Origin of the sequence: Neobacillus fumarioli NBRC 102428 (assembly GCF_001591485.1) — a bacterium.
GTDB lineage: Bacteria > Bacillota > Bacilli > Bacillales > Cytobacillaceae > Neobacillus > Neobacillus fumarioli.
The window spans coordinates 1-6,538 of the sequence record NZ_BCUZ01000144.1; the positions used below are offsets into that span (position 1 = coordinate 1).

5 protein-coding genes are annotated in these 6,538 nt (G+C 43.5%); all 5 read right to left on the reverse strand.

All coding sequences use genetic code 11. The features are described from left to right. Positions 1-3: 3 nt before the first annotated feature. On the reverse strand, positions 4-642 hold the full coding sequence (locus tag BFU02S_RS14135; protein ID WP_066371909.1) for an ABC transporter permease: 639 nt from the start codon (positions 640-642) through the stop codon (positions 4-6). A gap of 18 nt (positions 643-660) precedes the next feature. Beyond that, the gene (locus BFU02S_RS14140; RefSeq protein ID WP_066371914.1) at positions 661-1,281 is read right to left on the reverse strand and encodes an ABC transporter permease; all 621 of its coding nucleotides are present in this window, start codon (positions 1,279-1,281) and stop codon (positions 661-663) included. Positions 1,282-1,601: 320 nt separating this feature from the next. Beyond that, positions 1,602-2,540 (reverse strand): ABC transporter substrate-binding protein, encoded by a 939-nt coding sequence (locus BFU02S_RS14145; protein WP_066371917.1) that lies wholly within the window; start codon positions 2,538-2,540, stop codon positions 1,602-1,604. Then, positions 2,537-3,886: a sigma-54-dependent transcriptional regulator gene (locus BFU02S_RS14150; RefSeq protein WP_157075952.1), complete on the reverse strand. Its 1,350-nt coding sequence runs from the start codon at positions 3,884-3,886 to the stop codon at positions 2,537-2,539. Before BFU02S_RS14150 ends, BFU02S_RS14145 begins: the two co-directional genes overlap by 4 nt. Further along, positions 3,852-5,936 (reverse strand): PAS domain-containing sensor histidine kinase, encoded by a 2,085-nt coding sequence (locus tag BFU02S_RS14155; protein WP_066371922.1) that lies wholly within the window; start codon positions 5,934-5,936, stop codon positions 3,852-3,854. The genes BFU02S_RS14150 and BFU02S_RS14155 overlap by 35 nt, the downstream gene beginning before the upstream one ends. Positions 5,937-6,538 lie beyond the last annotated feature (602 nt).

A 6,538-nucleotide genomic window follows, 5' to 3' on the forward strand; every position in this document is an offset into this window, starting at 1 on the left:
ACACTACCAACGTAGATAAATAGTTACTCTTTTTAATACCAAGCCAAACAATGATTCACTAAGGACAGCCAACAATGCCACGGGAACTGCGCCAATCATTAAAAGCCCCGTGTCAAACATGGCGATCCCGTTCATAATGTAATTTCCTAATCCTCCCCCGCCAATCAGGACGGCCAAAGTGGCACTTGCAATTACTTCGACGGAAGCGGTTCGAATGCCGGCTAGCATGACCGGCAGTGCCAAAGGAAATTCGACCTTCACAATCGTTTGAAACCGGCTCATTCCCATACCGTAAGCTGCTTCCCGGATTGAGGGATCAATTTCTTTGAAGGCCACATAGGTATTAATTAAAATCGGCGGACAAGCCAGAACTGTCAAGGCCAGCAAAGCTGGTTTAAACCCAACACCGAGGATTGGCATGGCTAAGGCCAGTATCGCAAGGCTCGGGATAACACGTGTCACGTTAACAAGATTAATTACGGGTTCCGCTATTTGGGCTGTCTTAGAAATATAAACACCTAGCGGGATACAGATAATCATCGCTACGAGAATGGAAGCTAAACTCAACTCCATATGCTGAATAAGATTTGAGTAGAAAGTAGAAGAATTAGTAGAAAAATAGTTTTGAATTTCACTGATCATGTATACCATCCCCCTTTCTTATGCCAATTTCGGACGGAACAGCCATTCAATTCCGCGGAATAACAGATCTGCAAGAATTGCCAAGACAGCAATACTGACTGTACCAGCTATAATTTTGTCAGGGTAGGAACGATATAATCCATCGAAAATTAAAGTACCAAGCCCGCCGGCACCAATCCAAGCCGCCACCGAACCAATACTGATCGTTGAAACAGCCGCCACACGAATGCCGGCGATGATGACAGGGACAGCTAATGGCATCTCAATTTCCAAGAGGATTTGCCCTCTATTCATCCCCATCCCTTTGGCCGCTTCCAACATCATCGGATCAATGCCCTTGATGGCTGCGACGACATTGCGAATCAAAATCATTTGCGAGTATGCAACCAGCCCTACAATGGCCGTTTGTACATCCAACCCTGTAAGCGGTATCAAAAATGCGAACAACGCTAGACTCGGAATGGTATAAAGGATGCCGAAAAAACCCGTCACTGGTAAATACAATCGCTGAAACTTGCTGACAAGAATACCGAGTGGAATCGCAATTACCAACGCTATGCCCAATGAAATAGCCGTCATGGATAAATGCTGCAAAAAAAGTTGCAAAACGCTGTCAAAATTGGTAAACAAATATTTCATGTTCCCTCACCCGTCTTCTCAAACATACTTTTTTTGATGTCTTTCTCATACACTCACCTCTCTTTGTTTGTACCTTTATTGATGCAAGTTCCGTGCCAACCTTTCATATCCACGGCAATGACACGATTTCCTCAATAAATTGAACCATTTTCGAAAAAATTCCTAAATGAATTGCACAAAAAATCAACAGTCTTGTTGTTGAATTTTTGTGCAGCCGCTTACTTTTTGCAATAAAAAAAACAGGGCGCTAAGTCCTGTTTCTCTAACAAATTCTCTAAAAATGGCAAGGGATAATAAATTTGGGATAGCACCTGACAGGGCTAATCCTGCAAAAGATGGTGCTCTGTTACAAAGGTCCAGGCTGTCTGGGTAATGTCCCGGTGTTGGATGTCCACCTTGTACAAAAGTTCTAGCATATTTTGATTCGTTAGAACATTTGAGATTTGAGCGAGAATTTTCCTCAGTTCAGTTTTTGTCGTCAAGGTTCGTCTCAAAATGACGGGCGCCGCATCATAAGGGGGGAAAACATGGCGGTCATCCTTAAGGATGACTAGATGGTCGGATGTAACCCGGGCATCATCCTCCATACCGACCGCCACTTCCACCCGTCCTTCTTGTACCGCTTGCGGTAACAGGCTGGTATAAACAGCTATAATTTTATCGTTTGGAACGGAAAACCGATACACTTGCTCCAGCTGTTTAAATCCATCGTCGCGGACCAGGTATTCCTCATTTGTTGCGATTCTTAAAGAACTATTATCTCGACGAATATAGTTGGCAAGGTCGCTAATGGTTTGGATATGGAGCTTTTTCGCCAAATTCCCGCTCATGAGGACCGCCCAACTACTGTTCAGCTGACTCCTTGGCAGCCAGATGATCCCCTTTTTCCCATCTGCTTCTGCCACCGCTTGATATGCCTTCTGCGAATTAAATATCGGGGGCTTTTTTTGGTAGTTGATTAGCGCCGTGGAAGTATATTCCCAATATAAGTCAATAACGCCATGCTCTATGGCAGAACGGATTGCAGGGCTGTCCAAAAAGACAGTTTCATTAACATGATACCCGTGTGCCTGCAACACTAAAGAGGTTATTTTCATCAAAAGATACTGTTCGGTCATCGACTTTGCGCCAATGGTGATTTCCCCTTTTTGAACGAGCCGAGGTTTGGGGGCAGGAATATCGGAAGCCCTGCCCAAAGGATTGCATGCACCTAAAAGACAAAACACCATGGTGATAAAGCAAAAGCGTACAATCTTCATGCTTTTCTCATCTTTTTCATTTTGTAAATAAGCGCATTGCGGGAAATGCCAAGCAAGTCGGCAGCTTTCGTTTGATTGCCGCCACTTTCTTGAAGGGCTTTTTCAATCAACTGCCCCTCCACATTATCTAAGGCCTCTTTTAAATTTATATTCGGATAAGTGGAACTTTTTTGAGTCATCTCTTTTTTGATTGTTTCATCAAATGCCAGTTCTGCCGGCTCAATGCTTCCTGCCCGTTTCAAAATATGAGTCCGTTCCGTAACATTTAGGAATTCACGGATATTGCCCGGCCAGGCATATTCACAGAGCACTTGTACTGCTTCAGGTGAAAAGGAAAGGGTCTTTTTATATTTTTGATTTAAGCGCTGAACCTGCTGTTCGAGCAGGAAAGGAATGTCCTCCTTCCGTTCGCGGAGCGGGGGAATCTCGATTTCCACAACATTCAGCCGATAATAAAGATCATTGCGGAACTTCCCCTCTTGGACAAGCTTGCGCAGCGGTTTATTTGTTGCAGACAGAATGCGGATATCAACGTTTTTTTCTATATGGCTCCCAAGGCGCATCAGCTTTTTCTCTTCGATCACATGCAATAGTTTCGCTTGCATCGGCAGGGAAATTTCACCAATTTCATCCAGGAAAATGGTCCCTTCATGTGCCGCTTCAAATTTGCCAGCGCGGGATTCAAGCGCACCAGTAAACGCCCCTTTCTGCACGCCAAACAGTTCACTTTCCAACAAGTTCTCCGGAATAGCCGCACAATTGATGGCGATAAATGGTCCGGCTGCCCGCTCGCTGCGGCGATGAATCCATTTGGCCATCGCAGTTTTGCCGACACCGCTTTCCCCCAGTAACAGCACGCTTGCATCAGTTTCCGTAACCGGTTCCAGCCATTGAAGCACCTGTCTCATTTTTTTGCTTTGCCAAATCAAATCTTCTTTACCAGATTGGACAGGATTTAAGGAAAGCCTTTTAACTACCTCTGTTAGAACTTGAAGTTCAATCGGTTTGTTAAAAAAGTCCTCCGCTCCAAGCTTCATGGCTGCCACTGCATTTTCAATGTTCCCGTGAGCGGTCAGCATATAGACTACGGTTTCGGGAGAAATCTGTTTGATTTGGCGGAGTACCTCAAGCCCCGTTATATCCGTGAGCATAAAGTCAAGAATCACCACATCGACTTTTGTCCTTTTCACAATGTCGATTGCGGTTTTTCCTTGATGCGCCTCGAGCGCAGAAAAACCTTCCTTTTTAAGTTTATAAGCAATATTTCGGCACAGCTTGATTTCATCGTCCACGACAAGCACAACTGTTCGATCAGCCATTTGTTCTCCCCACTTTGTCGTATTCACTGTTGTCCGTCTCCCTCCCAGTACTTATTGGAAAAATACATTGAATCGTAGTCCCTTGTTCTTTTTCTGAGTTGCTCTGGATTTTAATTGATCCCCCATGTTCGATCATAATATCCCTTGCGATGGTCAAGCCTAAGCCTGAGCCCTGTTCTTTCGTGGAATAGAAGGGGTTAAACAGCCATTCAAGGTCCTGCTCAGAAATGCCTACTCCTGTGTCACTTACAGTGACGCTCAAAGTGTCATTTTCCTCCTCACGGATCTTAATCCGGACGGCCCCACCGTTTGGCATTGCTTCCATACTGTTAAGAAAAAGGTTTAAGAAAACCTGCATAAGTTTGTTTGGCTTCGCAAGAATCCCTGGAACTAACGGAGGATAGTCACGCGCCACCTCTACCCCCGCCTCATTGAACTTGATCCTCATTAAATGAATCACCCGATCAAGCAGCTGATCGATATTCACCCATGTTTCATCGTCATTTTTCGTGCGGGCAAAACTTAGGAAATCGATGACAATCCCGCTCATCCGGCGAACCTCCTCATCAATGTCGTCGATAAATGAGGCAATAATGTCCGGGCCTGCTCCTTCGCAGAATTCTTCCTTAAGCAGTTCTATGCTGCTGGCAAGTACGGCAAGCGGATTTTTCAGTTCATGGGCGATACCTGTGGTTATTTGGCCAATGGTCGCAAGTTTTTCACTTTGCTGCAAATGGGTCTCCCACACCTTCAATTGCGAGATATCCTGAAGAACAGCAATCATGCCATCTTCAAACGGAGATGTCACCAATTTAATAATGCGCCGTCTCCCCTTTGCATCGATAAGCTGAAATTCTTTTTCACCTGCTGGGTACAGCGGCAGTTCAATTGGAAGCGATACCAATTTTCTATCTTTTAATTGGTGAGCATTCATCCCGCATAATTTAGCAAAATTTCCGTTTATATGGGTAATGGTCCCTTTAGGATCGACTGTAATCAGCGCGTAAGGAATGGATTCGATGACATCGTGCAGGAATCGCTCGTTCTTCTTAAGCCCCTCGCCCATTTGATTCATAGTAGTGTAGAGAATGCCCAGTTCATCTTGGCGTCTTTTGATAGGCTGTTGCTTGAGAGTGTCCCCTTTTTGAAAGTTTTTAGCCCATTGGGTAAGCAGTACAATTGGGTAAATCAAATTCCGTAAGCCAAAGACAATGAAACAGATGGAAAACAAGAAAACAGCAGCAAAACCTGCTTTTAACGCAAGTGAAAGTTTGGTAATGGGTTGAAAAGCAATCTTCTCTGGCACACCAAGGGTAAGACCCCAATTACTCCACATGGTCTGGTAAGCAACGATACTGGCTTGTCCGTGATAGGTGCCCTCCAATGTCCCTTCGGCATCGAGCGCAAGCTGACTTTGCACAGGATCTGTGTCCATCTTCTTGCCCCATTCCTTCCTGTCAGTGGAGGCAATCACACGACCCCCTTCATCCAGTAAAGAGGAAAAACCGCCTTGTGTGTCGCTTATACTTTTAAGAACATCTGACAGGTAGTCCCGGCTCAGTTCGCCTATAAGGACTCCTTGGAATGCGCGGCTTGTCGTATAAAGCGGTATGGCTACGGTAACCGCATCTTCTTTCCGATAATTTTGGATTAGCCCGGAAACGGCATATGTATAGGTCCAGCGCATTTGTTCGAACTGTGGATATTGATAGATCTGCCTGCTTCCTTTCTCGTTAAAAGGAGCTTCAAATTGTACTCTTTTATTGGCATCAAGTAGGTAGATAGAGTGAATCATGGAGCTCTGAGAAATAGCTTGTTTCGCCCGATCAAACATGGTTTTTTGGTTTTTTGTGTCTGCAATCAGCTGAAGCTGGAGGACAACGTTGTTGATTTCATTGTTCAATCGGTTGACAAGAGCTTCTGCACTTATTTTATTTCGGTGAATAATATCGGCTTCCAAAACTTTATGGGCATAGCCGACAATAACTTGATAGATTACAAAAGACGGAATGAGAAAAACAGCGGAAAAAATGTGCAAATATTTTTTTGTTATGGTTATTTTTGCGGTTCTTGTCATGACCTCTCCTGCATGTTCGTTCACCGTAAACTTTTATTTTGAAAGTAGTAGTTAAACTCTATAAATAAATAATATACAAAATTACAGTGTAATTACAATTGAAAATATTCTGTAAATAATTTCTCCATAAGGGATAAGTAAGGAATGGCCTTAAAGGCGAAGACGGTTTATGGGAATAAATAGTTGCCGTGGATTCTAGCGGCCTGCTTCTTTTTATGAAGCTTCAAGAAGATTTTTAAGATAAAATCACAGTTCTAATTACTTTACAATAACTTATTTTAGTTTCTCCTGTTCTTCCAGACGCCATTTTAAAGCCTTTTATGAACTTTGTTTACTATTTAATGGACTAGTAAAGAAAGCTGGGCAACTAAAATGGTACCTGTAGGTAGGACACTCGAAAAAAAAGAGTGTTCAACCTACAGGTATTTTTATATACGAGCATTTTGCAGATTTTTTAATTCAAGAGCCTTAAGGCTTTCAAAGACATAAACAAGGACTTCACCCCTAATTTGTAGAATTTTTGAAGTGACTAAACCACAAAAATCCTAAGGAGGAAGTCACTTTGTATATTGTAAGCCCGAAATATAAATCGAGTAGGAGGG

Bases quoted from the DNA above. Each gene is read 5' to 3' on its own strand.
- BFU02S_RS14135 (WP_066371909.1), bottom strand. From the start codon at position 642: ATGATCAGTGAAATTCAAAACTATTTTTCTACTAATTCTTCTACTTTC.
- BFU02S_RS14140 (WP_066371914.1), bottom strand. From the start codon at position 1,281: ATGAAATATTTGTTTACCAATTTTGACAGCGTTTTGCAACTTTTTTTG.
- BFU02S_RS14145 (WP_066371917.1), bottom strand. From the start codon at position 2,540: ATGAAGATTGTACGCTTTTGCTTTATCACCATGGTGTTTTGTCTTTTA.
- BFU02S_RS14155 (WP_066371922.1), bottom strand. From the start codon at position 5,936: ATGACAAGAACCGCAAAAATAACCATAACAAAAAAATATTTGCACATT.